The sequence below is a fragment of the Dethiosulfovibrio peptidovorans genome (genome assembly GCA_002748665.1).
Taxonomy (GTDB): domain Bacteria; phylum Synergistota; class Synergistia; order Synergistales; family Dethiosulfovibrionaceae; genus Dethiosulfovibrio; species Dethiosulfovibrio peptidovorans_A.
Map to the genome: position 1 here is coordinate 19627 of PDTB01000018.1, position 21411 is coordinate 41037.

24 protein-coding genes are annotated in these 21411 nt (G+C 53.7%); all 24 read left to right on the forward strand.

Annotated elements, in window-relative coordinates; genetic code table 11:
* The first annotated feature begins 57 nt into the window (after positions 1 to 57).
* The 24 genes from CSA35_03835 to CSA35_03950 all read left to right on the forward strand — a co-directional run bounded on the left by CSA35_03835 (position 58) and on the right by CSA35_03950 (position 21383).
* Entirely contained in the window at positions 58 to 1251 is a 1194-nt protein-coding gene (locus tag CSA35_03835; GenBank protein ID PIE54756.1) for an acetate kinase, read from the forward strand.
* 25 nt (positions 1252 to 1276) lie between these two features.
* Positions 1277 to 1837 (forward strand): hypothetical protein, encoded by a 561-nt coding sequence (locus CSA35_03840; GenBank protein ID PIE54757.1) that lies wholly within the window; start codon positions 1277 to 1279, stop codon positions 1835 to 1837.
* On the forward strand, positions 1824 to 2021 hold the full coding sequence (locus tag CSA35_03845) for a 50S ribosomal protein L32 (GenBank protein ID PIE54758.1): 198 nt from the start codon (positions 1824 to 1826) through the stop codon (positions 2019 to 2021). The genes CSA35_03840 and CSA35_03845 overlap by 14 nt, the downstream gene beginning before the upstream one ends.
* Positions 2022 to 2466: 445 nt before the next feature.
* Positions 2467 to 2622, forward strand: a complete 156-nt coding sequence (locus tag CSA35_03850; protein PIE54759.1) for a hypothetical protein — start codon at positions 2467 to 2469, stop codon at positions 2620 to 2622.
* Position 2623: 1 nt separating this feature from the next.
* Complete coding sequence (locus CSA35_03855) at positions 2624 to 3070, forward strand: hypothetical protein (GenBank protein PIE54760.1); 447 nt, start codon at positions 2624 to 2626, stop codon at positions 3068 to 3070.
* Positions 3071 to 3089: 19 nt separating this feature from the next.
* Positions 3090 to 3872 carry an ABC transporter ATP-binding protein gene (locus CSA35_03860; protein ID PIE54761.1) on the forward strand — a complete coding sequence of 261 codons (783 nt, stop codon included), beginning with the start codon at positions 3090 to 3092 and terminating at the stop codon, positions 3870 to 3872.
* A complete protein-coding gene (locus tag CSA35_03865) occupies positions 3863 to 4570 on the forward strand; it encodes an ABC transporter ATP-binding protein (GenBank protein ID PIE54762.1) in 708 nt (235 codons plus the stop codon). The genes CSA35_03860 and CSA35_03865 overlap by 10 nt, the downstream gene beginning before the upstream one ends.
* Positions 4571 to 4703: 133 nt before the next feature.
* A complete protein-coding gene (locus CSA35_03870) occupies positions 4704 to 5843 on the forward strand; it encodes a branched chain amino acid ABC transporter substrate-binding protein (protein ID PIE54763.1) in 1140 nt (379 codons plus the stop codon).
* Positions 5844 to 5948: 105 nt separating this feature from the next.
* Entirely contained in the window at positions 5949 to 6803 is an 855-nt protein-coding gene (locus CSA35_03875; protein PIE54764.1) for a branched-chain amino acid ABC transporter permease, read from the forward strand.
* Positions 6796 to 7752, forward strand: coding sequence for a branched-chain amino acid ABC transporter permease (locus CSA35_03880; protein PIE54765.1), 957 nt, complete (start codon positions 6796 to 6798; stop codon positions 7750 to 7752). Before CSA35_03875 ends, CSA35_03880 begins: the two co-directional genes overlap by 8 nt.
* A 580-nt stretch (positions 7753 to 8332) precedes the next feature.
* Positions 8333 to 8926, forward strand: coding sequence for a transcription factor (locus CSA35_03885; GenBank protein ID PIE54766.1), 594 nt, complete (start codon positions 8333 to 8335; stop codon positions 8924 to 8926).
* A complete protein-coding gene (locus tag CSA35_03890; GenBank protein PIE54767.1) occupies positions 8923 to 9939 on the forward strand; it encodes a phosphate acyltransferase PlsX in 1017 nt (338 codons plus the stop codon). Before CSA35_03885 ends, CSA35_03890 begins: the two co-directional genes overlap by 4 nt.
* Positions 9939 to 10937 carry a 3-oxoacyl-ACP synthase gene (locus CSA35_03895; GenBank protein PIE54768.1) on the forward strand — a complete coding sequence of 333 codons (999 nt, stop codon included), beginning with the start codon at positions 9939 to 9941 and terminating at the stop codon, positions 10935 to 10937. Before CSA35_03890 ends, CSA35_03895 begins: the two co-directional genes overlap by 1 nt.
* Positions 10938 to 10948: 11 nt before the next feature.
* Positions 10949 to 11914, forward strand: a complete 966-nt coding sequence (locus CSA35_03900) for an enoyl-[acyl-carrier-protein] reductase FabK (GenBank protein ID PIE54769.1) — start codon at positions 10949 to 10951, stop codon at positions 11912 to 11914.
* Position 11915: 1 nt separating this feature from the next.
* A complete protein-coding gene (fabD, locus tag CSA35_03905) occupies positions 11916 to 12860 on the forward strand; it encodes a [acyl-carrier-protein] S-malonyltransferase (protein ID PIE54770.1) in 945 nt (314 codons plus the stop codon).
* A 1-nt stretch (position 12861) separates the two neighbouring features.
* Positions 12862 to 13608, forward strand: coding sequence for a beta-ketoacyl-ACP reductase (locus tag CSA35_03910; protein ID PIE54771.1), 747 nt, complete (start codon positions 12862 to 12864; stop codon positions 13606 to 13608).
* A gap of 27 nt (positions 13609 to 13635) precedes the next feature.
* Positions 13636 to 13887, forward strand: coding sequence for an acyl carrier protein (gene acpP, locus CSA35_03915; protein PIE54772.1), 252 nt, complete (start codon positions 13636 to 13638; stop codon positions 13885 to 13887).
* Between the two features lie 99 nt (positions 13888 to 13986).
* Positions 13987 to 15228 carry a beta-ketoacyl-[acyl-carrier-protein] synthase II gene (gene fabF / locus CSA35_03920; protein ID PIE54773.1) on the forward strand — a complete coding sequence of 414 codons (1242 nt, stop codon included), beginning with the start codon at positions 13987 to 13989 and terminating at the stop codon, positions 15226 to 15228.
* 6 nt (positions 15229 to 15234) lie between these two features.
* Positions 15235 to 15939 carry a ribonuclease III gene (rnc, locus tag CSA35_03925; protein ID PIE54774.1) on the forward strand — a complete coding sequence of 235 codons (705 nt, stop codon included), beginning with the start codon at positions 15235 to 15237 and terminating at the stop codon, positions 15937 to 15939.
* Positions 15940 to 16037: 98 nt separating this feature from the next.
* A complete protein-coding gene (locus tag CSA35_03930) occupies positions 16038 to 17012 on the forward strand; it encodes a C4-dicarboxylate ABC transporter substrate-binding protein (protein PIE54775.1) in 975 nt (324 codons plus the stop codon).
* Between the two features lie 66 nt (positions 17013 to 17078).
* A complete protein-coding gene (locus CSA35_03935; GenBank protein PIE54776.1) occupies positions 17079 to 17543 on the forward strand; it encodes a C4-dicarboxylate ABC transporter substrate-binding protein in 465 nt (154 codons plus the stop codon).
* Positions 17540 to 18817 carry a C4-dicarboxylate ABC transporter permease gene (locus tag CSA35_03940; protein PIE54777.1) on the forward strand — a complete coding sequence of 426 codons (1278 nt, stop codon included), beginning with the start codon at positions 17540 to 17542 and terminating at the stop codon, positions 18815 to 18817. Before CSA35_03935 ends, CSA35_03940 begins: the two co-directional genes overlap by 4 nt.
* A gap of 17 nt (positions 18818 to 18834) precedes the next feature.
* Entirely contained in the window at positions 18835 to 20103 is a 1269-nt protein-coding gene (locus tag CSA35_03945) for a Zn-dependent hydrolase (GenBank protein PIE54778.1), read from the forward strand.
* Positions 20100 to 21383 carry a dihydroorotase gene (locus tag CSA35_03950; GenBank protein ID PIE54779.1) on the forward strand — a complete coding sequence of 428 codons (1284 nt, stop codon included), beginning with the start codon at positions 20100 to 20102 and terminating at the stop codon, positions 21381 to 21383. The genes CSA35_03945 and CSA35_03950 overlap by 4 nt, the downstream gene beginning before the upstream one ends.
* Positions 21384 to 21411: the final 28 nt, after the last annotated feature.

Sequence of the window (21411 nt, forward strand, 5' to 3'; positions counted from 1 at the left end):
GCATCGGGGACAACATACGCCATAGGCGTCACAACGGTCAAGGAGGCTACAGGCGACATGAAGGTTTTGGTCATCAACTGCGGCAGTTCCTCCCTCAAGTATCAGCTTTTCGACATGGAGACCGAATCCCCTTTAGCTAAGGGATTGGTCGAGCGAATCGGCATCGATGGATCGCGGATCAAACACACAAAGACGGGGCAGGACTCGGTGACCACCGAGACGCCTATTCCCGATCACAAGGTGGCTGTCAAGTTGGTTCTGGAGGCCCTGTTGAACGAGAACCATGGGATCCTGTCCAGTTTGGACGAACTGAGCGCTGTGGGGCACAGAGTGGTCCACGCCGGGGAAAAGTTCGCCTGCTCGGTGCGCTTAGACGACGTCGTTATGGCGGCTCTCAAAGAGTGCATACCTCTGGCGCCCCTGCACAATCCGGCGAACATCACTGGTATTGAAGCCATCACTGCGGCCTTACCTCAGGTCCCCCAAGTTGGAGTTTTCGACACGGCCTTTCACCAAACCATGCCGAAGCACGCCTATATGTACGGCGTTCCCTACCGGTACTACGAGGAACACAAGGTCCGCCGTTATGGCTTCCACGGCACGAGTCACTTCTTCGTGGCCCATCGCTGCGCCGAGATCCTGGGTCGCCCCATTGAGAACCTGAAGATCATCACCTGTCACCTTGGAAACGGAAGTTCCATCGCCGCAGTGAAAAACGGTGTGTGCGTGGATACGTCAATGGGATTTACCCCTCTGGCCGGTGTCCTTATGGGAACCAGATGCGGTGACATCGATCCGTCCATCGTCCGCTTCATGGCTGACAAAGAAGGTAGTGTCGAAAAGGCCGACACCGTCTTGAATAAGGAAAGCGGCGTTCACGGCGTATCGGGTATCAGCAGTGACCTTCGGGACATCGAGGACGGCATGGCCAAGGGAGATGAACGGGCTGACCTGGCTTTTTCCATGTTGTCGTACGGTATCACCAAATATATCGGAGCCTATGCCGCTGCCATGGGTGGGGTGGATGCCCTGGTCTTCACGGCTGGTATCGGTGAGAACTGCACCATGATCCGGGAAACCGCAACCCGGGACCTGGCGTTTTTGGGTATCTCGGTGGATCCTGACAAGAACGACTTCCGGGGTGAGGAGCGGGTCATCAGCCCCGATGGATCTCCGGTCTCGGTCATGGTGATCCCTACCAATGAGGAACTGGTCATCGCTCGGGACACCAAGAGCCTAGTCTCAGCGTAAGGTGTGCTCCGATAAAAGAGATCTTATGACGGTTCAGCGTCCGCCGGGGTGGCGGTGTATCCTGGAAGTTCCTGATGATCCTTTGGTGCCAGTGGATCAAGAGTGGTTCCTGGATTTTCACGACGAAATCCGAATGGGGGGTGTCCCCTACCGATGTCCGACTCCCGTCCATTGTACTTGTCGATTTATCCTGACGGGAATGGCTCTGAGGGGGACCTTCCGGCTTCGAACCTCCGTGATCTCAGAGTGTTCCCGATGTCTTTCGCATCTGGAGGTTGCAATCGACGAGATTTTCGAGTATTGTTATACGTCGCAGACCGAGAACGACGAAAGCGACGATATCAAAGACGATGGTTCGGTGACGGTAGTCGCTGACGTGAATGGCTCTTTGGACGTGGCCGACGATCTGTGGGAATGCCTTGTCGTGTCCATGCCTCTGTATCCAGTCTGCCCCGAGGGGTGCGATCTCATCGGCCCCAACACAACCAGAGAAGAAGGGGAAGCCGTCGATCCCCGATTCCAGATCTTAGCCGACGAGTTCGGAACCTCGTCACGTAAAGGAGGGAAACCCCATGGCAACCCCTAAGTCCCGAGTATCTCACCGGAGGACTCATACCAGAAAGGCTCAGTGGCTGGGTAAGCTCAGCGTCCCGGGCCTCACTGCCTGTCCTCATTGCGGCGAGACCATCCAGAACTACCACGCCTGCCCCGAATGTGGCCACTACAGAGGCCGAGAAGCAGTCAAGGTCGCGTCCAACAAAGAGCAGTGATCGTACTTCGTGAACTGAAAGCCCCTTCGCATATGCGAAGGGGCTTTGTCGTCTCTTGTTTTCTCTGTTCATCCTACTGGATGAGAGTGAACTCCTTGTGGAGGAAGGAAAATCAGCTCATGGAGCTGTGTAGAGAGTGGAGATGAGGTATTCAGGCTACTCTAGGTCATGGATCCCCACGAGACGCTGTCTGATCTTTTGACGACGAAGCCTGATGACACGTCGTAGGAGATAACTGTGTTCTCTGCCCAGGTTATCGATGGAGGGACTGTCTGGCTTTGCGGTAATGTGTCAGTCATAGGAGTCTGGTGCTGGATACGGCGTTACGGTATAAATGGGCAACGACAAATGGATGTATCTTAATTGACTTTATCATCGAGAAGCGGTAGATTGATAATCATAAAGTGGTGCGCTTGTCCCATTTTCAAGAAGGAGTGTCGCAAAGTTGGATAGCGTAGAACGCATAACGTCCATCATCGAATGTCTTTTACAGAGCTCTGAAGGGAGAGGAATACGAGAAATAGCAAAAGAGGTGGACATACCAAGAAGCAGCATTCAGAGGTTGCTTATGTCTTTGGAAAAAACTGGGTGGCTGTATTGAGATGAGAAAAAACTATTCTATAAGTTTACGGGTACGTGCTTTGGCGGATTCCTGGCGCTTGCAATGCGAGTTGATCCAGCAGGCGCAGGAAGTTGTATTTGAACTATGCGAAGAGTGTCAGCCAACGGTCTTGCTCCTGGTGCTTGATGGCACTCGTGGTGTTTGCCTGCACAAGGTCGAGCCCAAGCGAACCATCAAACTTGTGGCAGATATCGGCAAGACCTTTCCCCTCCACGCTGCGGCATGCGGAAAAGTTCTGCTCGCGCATGCTCAGGCTTATCTACAGCAAAAAGTTCTATCCTCACCTTTGAAGGCCTTTACACAGTACACGGTCACGGATCCATTGACGTTACAAGATGAGATCCGAGAAATTCGAGAGAAGGGATACGCCCTCAGTTTAGAGGAGCTGACGATAGGTGTCGCCGAGGTCGCTTCCCCTCAACCTTAACGAATCAAGGAGTGATTGCATGACCTCTCCCATTTTACAGGCTCAAGGTATTTCTGTGAGTTTTGGAGGCCTTAAAGCTGTTCAAGACGTTGATCTTAGCATCAATAAGGGTGAAATTTTTTCGCTCATCGGTCCAAACGGTGCGGGGAAGACGACTTTTTTCAATCTTGTGAGCGGTTTTTTAAAGCCTTCGTCAGGGAAAGCCTTTTTTATGGGCCGAGATGTGACCGCTATGGCTCCACATAAGATAGCCAGAAATGGTTTGGTTCGTACCTTCCAGAAAACGAATATTTTTGCTGATATCTCTGTGGCGGAAAGCGTACGGATAGGGTTCAACATGCACCATAAATCGACGTTACTGGATATTTTGTGTAACGGCAAGGTCCTTCGTGAAGAGCGAAAGCAGATTCATGATTGGGGCGAGGACGTTCTTTTGTTCACCGGTTTAGCGCCGTGGAAACACTACCTTGTCAAAAACATCCCGTACGGCAAACAACGCATGCTTTCGATTGCCCTTGCGTTGGCAACCTCCCCATCGCTTCTGTTGCTCGACGAACCGGCAACTGGGCTGAATCCGGTAGAAACTCAGGAACTGATCGATATTATTCTTCGAATACGGTCGGAGAGAGGTATAACCGTTTTCCTGATCGAACACAACATGAGACTCGTCGTATCAATTTCCGATAGAATAGCTGCTCTCAATTATGGGAAAAAGCTCACGGAGGGTAAACCCGAGGAGGTCTCTCAAAATCCTGAGGTGATTGAGGCATATCTGGGGAGCAGAGGGGCAAAATGTTCTTAAAAGTTGAAGGGCTTGAAGCTTGCTACGGTAAAGTGAAGGTTTTACATGGCATTTCCATGGCTGTGGAGAAGGGCTCCATAGTCGCCCTTATCGGAGCAAACGGAGCTGGAAAAAGCACGTTTATGATGTGTATGTCCGGTGTCGTTCGTCCTACAGCGGGCAAAATCATACTTGAAGGGCAATCCATTGAAAAACTGTCGCCCGACAAAATCGTCGCTCTGGGTTTATCTCAATGTCCAGAAGGACGCCGAGTCTGGGCGGGGATGTCCGTGTTGGAAAATCTTGAAACCGGAGCTATCTCCATCAAAAACAAAAAGAAGGTACGGGAACGCCTTGAGTGGGCTTTTGAGTATTTCCCGGTGCTTGAGGAAAGAAAAAATCAAGTAGCTGGAAGCCTCAGCGGTGGAGAGCAACAGATGCTTGCTATAGCAAGGGCTGTTATGCCAGAACCTAAGTTACTTATGCTTGATGAACCTTCTCTTGGCCTTGCTCCCATCATTGTGGAAAAAGTAATGTCTGTCATTAAGAATATTTCTCAAAATGGAACGACAGTAATCCTCGTGGAGCAAAATGCTTTTATGGCTTTATCGATAGCGGACTATGCCTATGTTCTTGAGAACGGCAGCATCGCTCTGTCGGGGAAGGCCTCAGAGCTGCTTGAGAACGATACGGTTCGCAAGTCGTATTTAGGGGTCTAAGTTTACCGCTTGCAAGGCACACAAAGAGGCGTCTTGCGGGGAAGGAGAGGGAGATATTCTAAGGGCATTCATCTCTTAGGGGGGGTAAAGCAAGCTTTCGAGAGATGGGCAGAATAAAAGGAGGTGCAGTGATATGAGAAAAATTTTACTGGGTATGCTCTTGGTTTTTGCCTTGGGGGGAATGGCTTTTGCTGCGTTCCCGGAGGGGCCGATTAAAATTGGGGTTGTTCTCCCTACGTCAGGCGTTTTGGCATATGACGGAGGCTTAACTCTGAACGGCGTTAAGATGGCAATCGACGAGATAAACGGCGAAGGGGGAGTCGATGGACATAAAATCGAACTCCATGTAGAGGACAGTGCGGGCGTTCCTGCGACCTCTGTGGCAGCTATTGAAAAACTCGTCGAAATGCAAAAAGTGAACGCCGTGATCGGTGCTTTCGGAAGTTCTTGTACTCTTGCGATGATGGACGTAGCGCGACGGGCCAAGGTGCCGCTGATTACGCCCATTTCTCTGGCCCCGAAAATCACGGAGATGGGGAATATCTGGACATTCAGAGGCTGCGATAATTCTGGGATGATTGCAAAGGCTTTTGTTCAATGGGCAGTGAAGGAGAAAAAGGTTGATAAATGGGCCTATATAGCTGTTAACACCGATTATGGTCGAGGCTCGGTGGAAGCCTTTAATAAATATCTTGATACATTTGGCGCTAAAGCAGTTTTGACTGAGTATTTTAACCAAGGTGAAACGGATTACTATCCCATCGTTACAAAGCTTTCGGCTACCGAGGCAAACGGGCTCTGTGTTTTTGGGGAAACTGTAGATCTTTCAAGGGTTATTGCTCAGTTCCACGAGATGGGGCTCTCCGATAAGATGTTGATCATGGATTCTACGGGCGGAGTTTTTAACTCTAAGTTTATCGAGCTGGCAGGAGAAAACGCCAATGGAATTGTCGGAGCCAGCCGTTTCGTCTCCAGCATCCAAACTCCAGAAGCACAAAAGTTTGTCGAAGACTACAAAAAGCGCTATGCTGTTTTCCCCGAGAAATATGCTCAAGCGGGGTATGATTGTGCTCGTATGGTCGCTTACGCCATCAAAGGTGCTGGTTCGCTGGATGCCGAAAAAATCCGCTCAGCCCTCGCAGCTATTGAATATCAAGGCCCTCAGGGAAAGGCCTGCTTCGATTCGAAGAATCAACTTATCATTGACGAATACATTATAGCTATAGAAGACGGCAAAATTATCGTTCTTGCAGGCCCCATCTCTGTAAAATAATCAACGGATTTAGAAATAGACCGTGCGAAAACCGCCATGACCATTTATTTAATATGGCGGTTTTCGCTTTCGGAATGAGGAGATGATCTCTTGACGACGGTTTTAATGCAACAAATACTGAATGGTGTGATCTTGGGATGCATCTACGCTCTTATCGCTCTGGGCTTGTCCTTGATTTTTGGCATTCTTGAGATGGCAAATTTTGCTCATGGTGAATTTTATATGCTAGGGGCATTTATGGCTTTGTTCTCCATGACCTATTGTGGTGTGCCCTTTTTTGTCAGTATTATTCTCGCTATGGCTGGTATGGCGGTATTTGGCATGTTGATAGAACGATTTCTGTTCAGGCCGATCGTTGGAAAACCTTTAATCAACAGTATGCTTCTATCTTTTGGCTTATCCACTGTTTTGGCTAATGGAGCGCTATTCTTTTTTAAGGCTGAGCCTCATAAAATAACATCAGGATTGGCAAGGATAAGATTGAATGTCATGGGACTTTTCCTTACCGGTGAACGTTTGGCTATTCTCGTCTTGAGCTTTTGTCTTGTCGCTTTTCTTGCGTGGTTTATTCGTTATACAAGAATAGGGCGATCCATGAGAGCCGTATCACAAGACCGTATCGCCGCTCAACTTGCAGGCATCAACGTCTTCCGCATTTATACGATCACCTTCGGCATAGGAGGCGCCCTTGCTGCGGCAGCGGGGTCTATGGTGGGGGCGATGTTTTTTGTCTCCCCAGAAATGGGTTTTTCCGTAACTCTCAAATCCTTTGTCATCGTTACTCTTGGAGGTTTCGGAAAGATCAAGGGTGTTATATGGGCGGCACTGCTTATAGGGCTTGTTGAAAGTCTTGGAGGAGGATTTATAAGTTATGCCTATAAAGACGCCTACCCCTTCCTTTTGTTGATTTTGCTCTTTATTCTCAAACCTGAAGGGTTGATGGGAGGTCCCCATGAATAAATTTGCCAAGGTGGTTCTTGCAGTCTGTTTTGTCCTCTTTTTATACTGGCTTCCTCGATTTTTCACGATGGATTACTATATGCATATTTTTGTTATGTCCGAAATCTACATCGTACTGGCTCTTTCTCTCGCTCTCGTCGTAGGCTTTGCGGGGCAGGTCTCTCTGGGACATGCAGCTTTCTATGGTATGGGGGCCTATATATCCGCGATCTTGAGTGTTCGTTTCGGAGTCTCTTTTTGGATTGCATTTTGGCTGGCAGGTTTTTTCTCGGGGCTGATGTCCTTTTGTATAGGCAAACTCGTTTTGAGGTTGCGAGGGCATGTGTTGGCTATAACGACGGCCTTTTTCGGAGTTCTCGTTACAGTTATCATGAATAATTGGATCGACGTGACCAACGGTCCTATGGGAATCGCGGGCATTCCACGGCCTACGCCTTTTAGTTTTTTTGGTTGGGACTTTGTTTTTACTACACGTATTCAGTATTATTATCTTGGGTTATTCTTCGTGGGCGGGGTTGTTGTTTTAATCAATAAACTCGTATGCTCGCGCTTGGGCGATGCCATGATAGCTGTGAGAGAAAACGAGAAGCTTGCAAAGTCTGTCGGAATAGACGTGATGAAAAGCAAGATTTTTGCCTTTACCTTGGGAGGGGGGCTCGCAGGTCTTGCAGGCTCTTTTTACGCCCACTATATTTTGTTTATAAGCCCGGTTACCTTCACGATTAACGAGTCTATCAACATCCTTGTTATGGTTATTTTCGGCGGGATGAACACTATAGCTGGTCCCATCTTTGGAGCCATATCGTTGACCATCTTGCCCGAGTTCCTTCGTATGGCTGGAGAGTTACGCCTTGTCGTTTATGGGATGGCGTTGATTTTATTCATCATATGGCTTCCCAGAGGCATTTGGGGATCGATAAAGGTATATCTTGCTGATAAAAAGTCATAGGTAGGAACATCCTAAACTGAAAACGATAGAGCATCGAATAGTCGAAAAAGACAATTATTGTTTTGCTACATGCTTTATGGGGATCTCTTGAAACGTACATCCAATGTATCCCCGATGTGGTCGTTCCGTCGAAATCCTGTCTTGCCCGAACGTATTCTTACCTACCTGCTGTGAGCCGTCGCCTGGAAGGGCACTTCCTGTGCCCCCCTCGGCTTGGTGCGATGTATCGGTACTCCACGACGAAAGGTCGAACATAGGGGCTCGAATGGGCTCAGTCGAAACGACCTGAGCAGGGATGTGCGTTTTTAGAGAGCCCTCATGCTTTCGTTTTTCGGAAGTCAGGGTGCGCCCTCTTCGTGCAGTGTCTCGTATTTATCCCAAACGAGCTTGTCCCTTTCTTTTTTTCTTTCATTTTTTATTCAAGCATAGATTTCTCGCTGTCCCCTTGTCTGTCAAGACGAGAGGATAGTATCGATGTGATCGGATGAGTTTTTTTGAGGCTTGACCGAGGGGAAAAAAATTTCTATACTGGGGTATATTCAAATCTGCTATTAGGACCAACTTATAAGGGGGAACTCCGATGGCGAAGTCTATCAATCGAAAAATTCGACACGAGAGGCTGAGTCAGCTTATTCGGCAGAATCCTCTTCTCTCCGACGAGGGGCTGGCGGCAAGCCTGGGGGTGAGCGTGAGTACTGTCCGGTTGGACCGGGCTCTTCTGGGATTCCCTGAGCTTCGGGAGCGGGCCCGACGCATGGCTGAACGGGCTACCAGCAAGCTTCAATCCTTAAAGCAGGAGGAGTTCATCGGGGAACTTATGGATTTGGAGCTCAACCGGTGGGCTTTTTCGGTGCTCAAGACCAGGCAGGAGATGGCCTTTCGACATACCGAGTTTATCTGGGATCACTATATCTATGCCCAGGCTTCGTCTCTTGCTATTGCTGTGGTTGGTGCTGATATGGTCATCGTCGGATCGGTACGAGGTCGTTTTCGTGCCCCGGCCAGGATCGGTGATGTCCTCATGGCCAAGGCCAAGGTGGGCGTTCACAAAGGGAATAAATACATCGTCAGCGTCAGGACGCGAGTAGGAGAAAGGGAGATTTTCGTGGGACGGTATATTGTCGTGGCCCTGGAGTCACGGGAAGAGAACAAGATTCGAGGTGAATCCCCGTGATCCTTGCCCTGGATGCTATGGGGGGAGATTATGGCCCCCGAGAGAACTGTCTCGGAGCTCTCATGGCCTGTGAATCTCATTCTGATCTGGAGGTTGCCTTGGTCGGTCGTTCGGACCTGATAGAGAGAGAACTGACCTCTGTGTCGCCCGAGGTCCGCACTCGGCTGCATGTCGTCCACGCCGATGAGGCCGTGGCTATGGGTGAATCTCCCGCTAAAGCCATACGCTCCAAGAAGAGGTCTAGCCTCCGTGTCGCTATGGAGATGGTGCGATCTGGTGAGGCCGCAGGATGTATCTCCGCAGGAAACACAGGGGCGATCGTGGCCGGTGGAGTCCTGGTCGTGGGGCGGATCTCCGGTATTGATCGTCCTGGGTTGGGAGTTGTCCTCCCAACGCTGAACAAACCCACCCTGCTGATGGATGCAGGAGCCACCGTTCGGTGCAAGCCCCTGAATCTGGCGCAATTTGCGGTTATGGGTTCTTTGTTTATGGAACATCTTCTCGATGTGAAGAACCCTGATGTTCGCCTTCTCTCCAACGGATCCGAGGAGATCAAGGGCGACGAGGTCATAGCCGCTGCTCGATCCGCCATCGTCGAGATATCTCACCTTCATTTCGGAGGGTATATCGAGGGAAATGCCGTCCCCTTTGGGATGGCCGATGTGGTCATCTGTGATGGTTTTTCGGGCAACGTCATGCTCAAGTCCTTCGAGGGGCTGGGTGAATTGGCTCTCAAAATTTTTAAGGACGAGGTTGACCGTCGACTTTTGGCCAAGCTAGGCCTGGTTTTCCTGCTTCCGATGCTTCGGGGGCTTCAGCAGCGTTTTGACTATCAGCGCTACGGCGGGACCCCTCTTCTGGGCGTGAACGGGGCTGTAATCAAGGCTCATGGGAGATCCAAGGCCCCGGCTATCGCCAGCGCTCTGGGTGTTGGTCGGAATTTTGTTCGTAAAGACGGAGTTCAACGAATTGACCAGGAAGTGGCACTACTCCTCCCGGGAGTAAAGGCCTGATGTCTCGTTTACAGGGACGCCCTGTTTTTGTACGGTCCACGGGGATAGCCGTTCCCCGTCGGGTATTGGATAATCACGATCTGGCTGAGCTGGTTGATACCAGCGATCAGTGGATCGTAGAGCGTACTGGGATCCGTCGTCGACACATCGCTTCGGAGGACGAGAACGCCAGTGACTTGGCCCTTGAAGCGTGTCGACAGACCCTGAAGGCCTGTGACACCGACCCCGAATCGGTCGATATGATCGTCGTTGGGACGAACTCGCCGGACACCCTCTTTCCCAGCGTTGCCTGTCGGGTTCAAGGTGCTTTGGGAGCCGTTCGGGCGGGAGCCTTCGACCTTCAGGCGGGCTGTACAGGATCGGTCTATGCCCTTTCCTTGGCGTCATCTGGAATCGCCTCGGGGCTTTGGAATCGGGTACTGGTCTGTGGGGTTGAGGTTATCTCCCGTCTTATCGACTGGAACGACAGAGGAACCTGTGTCCTCTTCGGAGACGGCGCCGGTGCCGTTCTTCTTGAGGCAGGAGAAGCCCCGGGGGTCCTGGCCTGTGACATGCGGGCTGACGGTACCAAGTGGGACCACATCGTCCTGCCTGGAGGTATGTCATCTCGTCCGGCGTCGTCTGATACTGTCTCTCAGAGAGATCACTACGTATCTATGAGGGGTAACGACGTCTTCAAGTTCACCCAGAGGGTCCTTCCGTCCTATCTTCGAGGTGTCTGTGAGGAGCTGGGGGTCGCTGTTGGGGATGTCGACCGGTGGGTGCTTCATCAGGCCAACATGCGGATCGTCAGCGGTGTTCTTCGTCGTCTGGGGGTCCCGGAGGAAAGAGGCATCCATAACCTGGAGCGGTACGGCAATACCTCGGCGGCGTCGGTCTTTATTGCGCTGGACGAGGCGTATAGAGAAGGGAGTATACTGCGAGGACAGGGACAGACCGTGGTCGTGGCCAGCTTTGGAGCCGGGATGACCTACGGTGCTTGGGTATACCGTTCGTGAGGAGGCTACATATGAGACTGGGAAAACGGGTGAGCGATCTTCTCGGGGTGTCCTATCCCCTGATTCAGGGTGGCATGGCCTGGGTTGCTGATGCATCTCTGGCCGCAGCTGTGAGCAATGCCGGTGGCTTGGGGGTTATTGCGGCAGCTAACGTGCCTCCTGACATTTTAGATAGGGAAATTCAAAAGGCGAAAGATCTCACCGACCGGCCTTTTGGGGTGAATATCATGCTTATGTCTGTCACTGCCGACGATGCCCTGGAGTTGGTGGCTCGGCATCGGATCCCCGTTGTCACCACCGGTGCAGGCAGTCCCGGTAAAGTCATAGAGCGGCTGAAACCCCTGGGGACCAAAATTCTCCCAGTGGTTCCCACCACTGCCTTGGCTAAGCGGGTTGAGCGCCAGGGAGCCGACGCCGTTATCATTGAGGGATGCGAGGCGGGAGGTCATATCGGCGAGCTGACTACGATGGTTCTTACCCCTCTGGTGGCTCAGGCCGTCTCCATCCCGGTTATTGCTGCCGGGGGGATCGCCGACGGCAGGGGTATGGCGGCAGCTTTTGCCTTGGGAGCAGAGGGAGTACAGGTCGGAACCCGTTTTATCTGTGCAGCCGAGAGCTCTGTTCATGATCGATACAAACAGACTGTCCTCAGCGCCAAGGATAGAAGTTCCGCTGTCACAGGGCGTTCCACAGGACACCCTGTACGGTGTATCCGAAACAAGCTATCCGCCAAATTCGACGAAATTGAACGGGCCGGGGCGTCCGTCGCCGAGATTGAGGCTTTGGGAGTCGGGCGGCTTCGAGCAGCGGTGGTGGATGGTGACGTGGAGATGGGATCAGTGATGGCGGGGCAGACTGCGGCGTTGGTCTCACGTATCTCTCCGGCGGAGGATATCATCCGGGAGATGTGTCGGGAGGCCGAGGACGTTATCGCTGGGCTTGCCGAATGTGCATTTCCCGGAGAGGAGATACGATAAAATGGGCTACGGATTGTTGTTTCCCGGTCAGGGCGCTCAGACCGTGGGTATGGGACGGGATTTGTGCAGGTATTCGGCAGCCAGAGATGTCTTCGATCAGGCTGATCGGGCACTGGGGTTCGATCTGAGCGCGACGATTTTCGACGGTCCCGAGGAAAACCTGACCCTGACGGCCTACACGCAGCCGGCCATCCTGACGGTAAGTGTGGCTGTCTACCGTGTTCTCGTCGATGAACTGGGGCTTGATCTGAGGCCGGACTTTGTGGCGGGGCATAGCCTTGGTGAGTATTCGGCTTTGGTCGTCTCAGGAAGCCTGTCTCTGGACGACGGGGTTCGGTTGGTTCACGAGCGGGGAAAACTCATGCAGGAGGCTGTCCCCGAAGGAGAGGGTGCTATGGCCGCAATTTTAGGTCTGTCGCCCTCTGACGTCGAGACTCTCTGTTCCGAGGTCGACGGTGACCGTGTCTGCGAGGCAGCCAACTTTAACTCCCCTTCTCAGGTCGTCATATCGGGCCACGACGACGCAGTTCGACGGGCAATGAAGCTCGCTAAAGAGCGAGGTGCAAAGAGAGCGCTCCCCCTGAACGTGAGTGCGCCCTTTCACTGCCGTCTCATGACTGCCGTGGCGGACAAGCTCGCTCAGTCTATGGAGCTGTGCAGTTGGTCTGACTCCAGGTGGCCTCTTGTGGCCAACGTATCGGGTACGCCGCAAACGGCGGTGAGCGCTATTCAGGACGGACTCTACCGCCAGACCTACAGCCCTGTCCTGTGGGTTCAATCCATGGAGTACATGGCGTCTCAGGGGACCACCTCCTTCCTGGAGTTGGGCCCTGGTGCTGTCTTGGCAGGGTTGTCTAAAAAATGCATCAAGGGCTCCAGAACCCTCTCCGTGGGCACGGTGGAGGGGCTGGATGATGTTGCCGCATTTCTCGAGGAGGCTCACTGAAATGCCAAAAAATGAACGAGTCGCACTGGTGACCGGTGCCGGTCGGGGAATTGGCAGGATTATAGCTTTGGAGCTCGCTGCCACCGGCCATCGTGTAGCGGTTAACTATCGGCAATCGGAGGCATCAGCTCAGGCGGTCGTTCGGGAGATCACGGACGTGGGGGGAGAGGCCCAGGCCTTTCAGGGGGACGTCTCCGATTCGGCGGTTGTCTCCGAGCTCTTTCAGGCCGTCGCTCAGGAACTTGGTCCCGTCTCGGTCCTGGTCAACAACGCTGGAATCACCAGGGACGGTTTGCTCATGCGCATGAAGGATAGGGATTGGGACGACGTACTTGACGGTAATCTTCGATCTGCCTTTCTGTGTTCCCGGGAGGCGATCAAGGGAATGTCCCGGGCCCGGTGGGGACGCATCGTCAACCTTGCATCGGTTGTCGGGCTCATCGGCAACGCCGGTCAGGCCAATTACAGTGCTTCGAAGGCTGGGCTTGTCGGTTTGACGAAAAGCATAGCTCGGGAATATGCTCAAAGAGGCATCACTGTCAACGCACTGGCACCGGGATTCATCGCCAGCGATATGACCGACGTGCTTCCCGACGCCGTTCGGGACGAAATGCTGAAGAACATCCCGGTGGGGCGGAGCGGAACTGGTGAGGATGTGGCGAAGGCCGTGGCTTTCTTGGTCTCCGACGGTGCATCGTACATAACAGGGCAGGTCTTGGCCGTCGATGGCGGCATGACCATGATCTGAACTTTGACGAAGGGAGGTGACAGTGTCATGAAAAAAGAAGAGGTACTGAGCCGTTTGAAGGAAATAGTCGTCGAGCGCCTTGACGTGGAGGAAGGGCTGATAACGCCGGAAGCCTCCTTTGTCGAAGATCTTGGAGCCGACTCTCTGGATATCGTCGAGCTCATCATGGGAATCGAGGAGGAGTTTGACATCGAGATCCCTGATGAGGACGCCGAGAAACTGACCAGTGTCGGTGAGGCCATGAATTACGCCTGCACTAAATTAGGAGTCGAGGGCTAATGCCCAATTGTACGGATACGGGGCGGTGTATGTCGCCCCGTACTCTCATATAACGGCCAGGTGAATTGAGAGACCTGAGCCGCAAGGAGTTGGATGCCTATGAACAAGACTCGTGTCGTCATAACAGGCCTGGGCGTTGTCAGTCCCATTGCCAGTGGACGTGAGAAGTACTGGCAGGCACTGAAAGATGGAAAAAACGGTATCGGTCCTATTACGTGTTTCGATGCCTCTGATTTCTCAGTACAGGTGGGGGCCGAAGTCTCGGACTTTGATCCTACCATATGGCTTCCCAAAAAAGAGGCCAAGAGAGCTGATCGGGTCATCCAGTTTGCCGTTGCTGCATCTGATATGGCTATGGACGACGCTGGTCTTCGCTCTGAAGATCTGGATCCTCATAGATTCGGCGTCTACATTGGTTCGGGGCAGGGAGGCATTGAGACCTGCTTCGATAGCTTCCAGACCATGGTGACTAAGGGACCCCGAAAAATAAGCCCCTTCTTTATCCCCATGATGATCGGTAACATGTCAGCGGCCTACGTCGCCATCCGGCATCAGGCCAAGGGACCGAACATGTGTGTCGTCACTGCCTGTGCGACCTCCATCCATAGCATCGGAGAGGCCGTCAGGACGATGGAGCGAGGCGATGCTGATGTCATGCTTTGTGGTGGTACTGAGGCAGCCCTTCGATCCATCTGTGTTGCGGGTTTTGCTGCGATGAAAGCGCTCTCCACGAGAAACGACGATCCGGAGACAGCGAGTCGTCCTTTTGAGATTGATCGCGATGGATTCGTCTTGGGCGAGGGGGCTGGTGTCCTGGTCCTGGAGACAATAGAGCGAGCTAAGGCGCGTGGAGCTCATATCTACGGGGAGGTCGTCGGTTACGGCTCTACCTGTGATGCTGGGCATATTACCGCCCCGGATCCTGAGGGCGATGGGGCTATCCGAGCTATGAAAATGGCTATTGAGCAGGCCGGATGGATGCCCGATCAGGTCGACCTGATCAACGCCCACGGCACCTCCACCCCCCTCAATGACAAAATAGAGTCCCTTGCCATCCGAACCCTCTTTGGCAAGAGGGCCGACGATCTCATGGTCAATTCCACTAAATCCATGATCGGCCACTGCCTTGGGGCTGCCGGCGCTCTGGAGACCGTCGCTGCACTGCAATCCATAGAGCAGGGGATCGTCCATAAAACACTCAACCTCTTTAACCAAGATCCAGAGTGTCGGATCAATGTCGTCACCGAGACCACCCAGGCTACGGTGGATCGGTTATTGGTGAACAGTTTCGGCTTTGGAGGTCACAACGGGGTCTTAGCCATCCAGCGTGCCGAGGAGTAAACGGCGGTGTACGGTACAGCTTGGGAAGCCGACCTCTCTCTGTTCCAGAATCGTCTTGGGTATACGTTTCACCGTGTTGAGCTGCTTTGGGAAGCCCTGACTCATTCGTCGTATGCGCATGAGTCAGGGCTCCCTTTTTGGAACGAACGGCTGGAATTTCTCGGCGACGCTGTACTGGAGCTCGTGAGCAGCGTCTGGTTGTACGACCATAACCCCAACCAGGACGAGGGGGGGCTTACGTCCCTCCGATCCGGTGCAGTTTGTGGCGATGCTCTCTATAGGTGGGCCGTGCACTTGAAACTCTCAGACTTGATACGGGTTAATCGAGGTCTTCAAAGAGAACAGCATTGCCTCTCCCCGTCCATCCAGGCCGATGCTGTTGAAGCTCTGCTTGGAGCCGTTTTCTTGGATGGAGGCTATGAGTCGGCGTGTGAGGTCGTTGAGGCCTACCTGAACTTTTACAACAGGGAAGGAGCCCGCTTTCCTCAGGATCCCAAATCAAGGCTTCAACGGTATCAACAGAAAATCGGCGGGGCCTTGCCCGTCTATGAAGTAGTTACCCGTAAAGGACCGTCCCATCGTCTCCGATTTGTCGTGACCGTTCGAATCGACGACGTAGAACTTGCACGAGGGGAGGGAACCTCCATCAAGGATGCCGAGATGGAGGCAGCAGCTCAGGCACTGTCGAAGGTACAACCGGTTGCACCGTAGAGTCGTCCCTGATATACTTCTCATCAAGCCCTAAAATACGAGGGTTTTTCCGAATATCTGTGGAGGTGTTCCAATTGAAGCGTAGTGTTTTGATAGCGATGTTCTGTCTGCTGTGTCTGTGCGTCTCTTCGGCTTGGGCAGGGGAGTATCCTGAGATGACCATTCGGTTAAGCCATAACCAGCCGGTGGGAAGTCCAGAGGACGTGGGGGCCGAGCGTTTCCGTGCCGTCGTGGAGGAGCGTTCCGGCGGCAGGATAAAAGTCCAGATTTTCCCCGCGATGCAGATGGGATCCATGAGGGAACAGGCTGAGGCCGTTCAGATGGGGACCATTGATATGACCGTTCAGCCCATCTCGGTTCTTACCCCCTTTGTTGAAGAACTCCAGATCGTCGATTTCCCCTTCCTTTGGCCCTCGGCCGATGAGCTCTACAGGGTGATGGACGGCCCGACTGGTGAAAAATTTTACGGCTATGCCGAGGAGAAGGGCTTTCAGGTCCTGGGGCTCTGGGCTTCGGGCTTCAAACAGTTCACGACCAAGGGGCACGACATCCGGCGTCCTGAGGACTTCGATGGGCTCAAGATACGGGTCATGCCCTCGCCTCTTCTGATCGCTCAGTATAAAGCTTGGGGAGGTAACCCCATTCCAGTCGAATACGCTGAGCTCTATAACGCTCTTCAGCAGGGAGTCGTGGATGGGCAGGAAAACCCCATCCAGACCATCGCCATGAACAAACTTTATGAGGTTCAGGACCATCTTGTCATCAGTAATCACGGCTTCCTCGCCTACTTGTTCGTGGTGAACAAACGATGGTTCGATGCCCTTCCTGAGAACGCTAGGGCACTCATCCTTGACGGCGAGCGTGAGGCCCGCATTGAAGAACGACGTGTTCAGTCCAGGAGAGAGGCCGAATACCTGGATGAGATTCGTTCGTCGGGAATAACCATCTCCGAGTTGCCCGAGGAGGGCTACCGTGCTTTTAAGGACGTCAGTCGTGGAGTCCACGAGCAATTCGCCTCTACCGAGAAAATGAAAGAACTCCTGCAGAGCTGCTATCAAGATCTGGGGCAGTAGGGCAGAGCATAGGTTTGACACAAGGCGAGAGCTCTCTCTCGCCTTTTTTGCTATGGGGGGTGGATCATGTCACGTTTATTGGGTCGACTTGAGGAGGGATTTTGCGCCGCCGCTCTCTTGGCTACGGCGTTGATTTTGTTCGTCAATGTGACGCTTCGTCACGTTTTCAACGCCAGTACCAGTTGGGCTGAGGAACTTATCAAATACCTCATGATCTGGATCACGTGTATCGGGGGGAGCATCTGCGTCAGACGGGGAGCCCATATCAGGATGGACTTTCTGGTGGGATTGTTCTCCCCCCGTGGGAAGCGTGCACTTGATGTGGCCGTTTATGTTGCTTCGGCTCTTTTTTGTGGGGCCTTAACGGTCTACGGTTTTCGTATGGTTCTGTTCACCTTGCGGACCGGCCAGGTTTCTCCGGCTCTGAAGCTCCCCATGTGGGGTGTCTATTCAGCCATTCCCCTTGGGGGAGGGCTCATGGCCTTTCGCTTTTTTCAGAAAGCCTGTTCCTCCGAGGAGGACGAACGATGACGCTCCTTTTGGCGACGGTCCTTCTTTTGGCCCTTTTCCTGAGCGTTCCCATCTTTATCGCTCTCAACGTTTCAGTGCTCCTGTGTATCCTGATCTTTACCCACATGCCGCCCATGATCCTGGTTCAGAAGATTTTTGGCGGGATCGACAAATTTGCCCTCATGTCCATGCCCTTCTTCATCTTCGCCGCAAATGTCATGGATGCTGGCGGTCTCTCCCGTCGGATTCTGGACTGGACCCGGAGTCTTGTGGGCAGCAAAAAAGGCGGTCTGGCCTACACTACCCAGGTTACCTGCATGGTCTTTGGCGCTCTATGCGGATCGAGCCCGGCCACGGTCGTTGCCATGGGGAAACTTCTCTATCCTGAGCTGGTCCGGGAGGGATATCCTCGGGGATTTTCCGTTGGCCTGATTACCTCCGCCGGCTCCGTTGCTCTGATCATCCCCCCGAGCATCACTCTCATCATTTATGCGGCCGCCACCGGAACGTCGGTGGGCGCCCTTTTCATGGCCGGGATCAGTGCGGGGATCGTCTACGGCCTGGCTGGCGTTGTTTATATCTGGTTCTTTTCAAAGAACCACGATCTGGCCGTTTCCAGTCCCTCTACGTGGCAGGAGATCGGTGGCAGGACAAGAGAAGCTCTGTGGTCCCTCATGGTCCCCGTCATTATATTGGGCGGTATCTATCTCGGTATCTTTACCCCAACGGAGGCTGCGGGGATATCGGTTGTCTACGCCCTGTTCGTCGGGATCGTCATCTACCGAGAGATCACCTTGAAGGATCTCTACCACGTCTGTCTTAGATCGGCGATCACCTGCGCTCAGGTCCTCATCTTGGTGGCTGCTGCTCAGACCTTCGGTTGGTTTCTCACGGTCGCTCGTATCCCCCAGGCTGTCACATCGTCGGTCATCGCTCACGTCTCGTCCCCCTGGGTCTTTCTGGCTGTGGTGAACATCGTCCTCCTTCTGGTCGGCATGTTCATGGAGGGGATCGCTGCCATTATCATCCTCGCCCCTCTCTTTTACCCTATCGCCTCGAAGATGGGCATCGACCCCCTTCATCTGGGGATCGTAATGGTCGCGAACCTCTCCATCGGAAACTTCACGCCCCCCTTTGGTCTGAACCTCTTCGTGGCCAGCGGTGTGACGGGGCTCCCCATGTCGGAGATCATACCTGCTGTGGCCCGGTTCATCCTGGTCAGCATCGTGGCGGTTCTGGTCATCACCTATGTTCCAGCTATATCCACCACCTTGCCCAATCTGGTCTACCCCTGAAGGGCGGTTACGTAAAGATGTCCTCGGGATTCTCCCTCTGTCTTGATGTCCTTGAGCGGATTAACCGATGGGGTCGGGCCCCAGGAGGCGGCTACTCCCGTTTGGCCTACACTGACGATGATTGCCGGGGTCGGGAGGCCGCTATAACCTTAATGGAGGAGCACGGCATGGCCGTGGAGACCGACGAGCTTGGGAACATTCGGGCCACCAGGTGGGGCTCTCATCCTCATCGCCCTCCCGTGGTGATCGGTTCCCATCTCGATACGGTTCCCTCCGGTGGCGGCTACGACGGCACCCTTGGGGTTGCCGCCGGCGTCGGCGCTGTCGTGGACGTGGCGTCCCGATGCTCCGATCATACCCATCCTCTTCAGGTCATGGTTTTCTCGGGAGAAGAGTCCAGCCGTTTCGGGGTTTCAAACATAGGAAGTAAGATGGCCACCGGATTTATGAAATTGGGGGATCTTTTCCGGTACAGGGACGAGGCGGGGATCTCCCTCTTTCGGGCGATGAGGGACTTCGGCCTGAGTCCCGAATGGCATAGTAGAGTCCGCATTCTGCCCACGGAGATGAAAGCTTTTTTCGAACTTCACATCGAACAGGGACCGGTGCTGGATCGGTCTGAAATCGATGTGGGAGTGGTGGAGGCCATAGCTGCCCCAACGCGCCTTCTTCTGGATGTTCAGGGTGAGGCGGGACACTCAGGTGCCTGTCCCATGGAGGATCGACGGGACGCTCTGAGTGCCTCGGCGGAACTTGTCCTGGAGGTCGAGCGTCTGGGGCTGGAGGAAGCAACTCATCGAACTGTGGCTACAGTGGGCGATTGCGAGGTCACTCCCGGTGTCATGAACGTCATACCGGGACGCTGCGGCCTCAAGGTCGATATCCGGGGGATTGACCGTCAAAGTATCGATAGGGTTCGTGATGGTCTTTTGGACTATATCCAATCCCTCGAAAAACGTCGAGCCGTTCGGATATACGTGGAGGAACTCTCCCGGGGAGTTCCCGTCATCCTGGACGGAGGGCTGAGGTCCCTTCTGGGGCGGGTCTGCGACGACTTGAGGATTCCGTGGAAATCGATGCCCAGCGGTGCCGGTCACGACGCTATGTACGTGGCCTCGGTCATTCCTACTGCGATGATATTCGTTCCCTGTGTCGGAGGTGTGAGTCACAGCTCGTTGGAACGGATCGATGTGGGAAGAATTCGCTCGGGATACATGGCTTTGGTGGAGGCTGTCTATAGGTTGGTTTCCCGGGAACGATACCTCGATAAGGAGGAAAAATCATGAAATGCCTGTTTTACGGAGGACGGGTGGTGGATCCCTCCCAGGACCTGAACGAACCTGTGGACATTCTGACGGACTCGGGTGTCGTGGCCTGGATTGGCAGGGGAGATCCCTGTTCCATGGACGGTGTCCGATCTGTGAACTTGACGGGAAAAATCGTCATGCCCGGTCTCATCGACCCTCACGTCCATTTCAGAGAGCCTGGTCAGGAACACAAAGAGACCATTGAGACCGGTTGTCATGCCGCAGCTGCGGGAGGCTTCACGTCCGTTGTGGCCATGGCCAACACCTCTCCGACGGTCGAATCGGTGGAGACTCTGCGATTGGTCCTTTTTAAGGGGAGAAAGACACCCATCCGTTTCCGCTCTGTGGCGTCCGTTACCAAGGGGCTTCAGGGACTGGAACTGACCCCCATGGAGGAGCTCGCCCAGGCTGGTGCCGCAGGCTTCTCCGACGACGGTCTCTCAGTGGTCAATCCTGCTCTTATGCTCGAAGCTCTGGAGAGAGCGGCTAGTCTGGGGCTTCCTGTCTCGGTTCACTGTGAGGATCCCTCCCTGTGGGGTGATCGATCGGTGAATCGGGGTGATGTCTCCCGATCCTTGGGGCTCCGGGGAGTTCCTGCCGTGGCTGAGGAGCTCATGATTCAAAGGGATATCTGCCTGGCCGAGACGGCCGGCGTGCCTGTCCACATCCAGCACGTGAGCAGCGCCCGTGGTGTGGGCCTTATCGCCCAAGCCAAGGAGCGAGGAGTTCTTGTGAGCGCCGAGGCCACGCCTCACCACCTGACCCTCACCGACGAGTCGGTGCTATCCTTTGGTACCCAGGCTAAAATGAGCCCTCCTCTTCGAACCTCGGAAGATGTGGAGTGTCTTCGGAAGGCCCTTCGAGACGGGGTGATCGATGTCGTCGCTACGGATCATGCGCCCCACAGCGCCGACGAGAAGGCCCAAGGTCTTGGAGATGCTCCTAACGGTGTCGTTGGCTTGGAGACGGCTGTCCCCGTGATCCTGACCGACCTCGTTCACTCCGGAGTTCTTTCCCTCTCCGACATGGTCAGAGCGATGTCCTGTGCCCCTGCCCGCATTTTTGGAATAGAGGGTGGTACCCTTCGACCGGGTTCTCCTGCCGATCTGACCGTGATCGACCTCGATCGACGATGGACTCTGGACGCTGGACTTTTTAAATCGAAGGGACGGAATACCCCCTTTCATGGCAAACCAGTTCAGGGAGCTGTCGCTATGACCGTTGTCGGTGGACATGTGGTTTATCGGTCGGATAGATAAATGCAACCGATTGCACTTCATCTAGTTT